At 64.5% G+C, this 1,075-nt stretch carries 1 protein-coding gene; it reads left to right on the forward strand.

The genetic code is table 11. The features are described 5' to 3' along the window. Positions 1-1,042: IS256 family transposase (locus B8W67_RS20125; protein WP_085305932.1), on the forward strand; the 1,042-nt coding region annotated here is incomplete at its 5' end. Positions 1,043-1,075: the final 33 nt, after the last annotated feature.

A 1,075-nucleotide genomic window follows, 5' to 3' on the forward strand; every position in this document is an offset into this window, starting at 1 on the left:
CGATCCCGACACTGGGCAACGCAAGCGGTTCTCCTCGGCGATCCTGCCGGCCTGGGCTCGCAAATCTCCACAGATGAGCGAGGTGCTGCCGCTGCTGTACCTGCACGGGTTGTCGACCAGCGACTTCGGGCCGGCGCTCGAGCGGTTCCTCGGCTCCGGTGCCGGGTTGTCGGCCACCACGATCACCCGGCTCACGGCCCAGTGGCAAGACGAGGCCAAGGCCTTCGCCGCCCGTGACCTTTCGGGTACCGACTACGTCTACCTGTGGGTCGACGGCATCCACCTCAAGGTCCGCCTGGAGCAGGAAAAACTCTGCCTGCTGGTGATACTCGGCGTGCGTGCTGATGGCCGCAAGGAACTGGTGGCGATCACCGACGGCTACCGCGAATCCACCGAATCATGGGCTGACCTGCTGCGCGACTGCAAACGACGCGGCATGACCGCACCGGTGCTCGCCATCGGCGACGGCGCGCTCGGCTTCTGGAAAGCGCTCCGCGAGGTGTTCCCCGATACCCGTGAGCAGCGCTGCTGGTTCCACAAACAGGCCAATGTGCTTTCCGCACTACCGAAATCAGCCCAACCCGCAGCTACAACTGCGATGAAGGAGATCTACAACGCCGAAGACCTCGACCACGCGCAACTCGCAGCCAAGGCATTCGCGGTCGACTACGGCGCCAAATACCCCAAGGCGGTCGCCAAAATCATCGATGACCTCGACGTACTCCTGGAGTTCTACAAGTACCCCGCCGAGCACTGGATTCACCTGCGCACCACCAACCCGATCGAATCGACGTTCGCCACCGTGCGGTTGCGCACCAAGGTCACCAAGGGGCCCGGCTCACGCGCGGCCGGAATCGCCATGGCCTACAAGCTCATCGACGCCGCACAAGCCCGCTGGCGGGCCGTCAACGCCCCACACCTGGTCGCCCTCGTCCGGGCCGGCGCGGTCTTCCACAAAGGCAAACTGCTCGAACGCCCCGCCGACATCACCCCGCCCGAAGCACCGGCCGAGGCACAAACCGCAGGAACGGAGGTCGCCTGAAACTCACCGATCCACAAGATTTGACAATTCCTC

The organism is Mycolicibacillus koreensis (assembly GCF_002104795.1).
In the GTDB taxonomy this organism is placed as follows: Bacteria; Actinomycetota; Actinomycetes; order Mycobacteriales; family Mycobacteriaceae; genus Mycobacterium; species Mycobacterium koreense.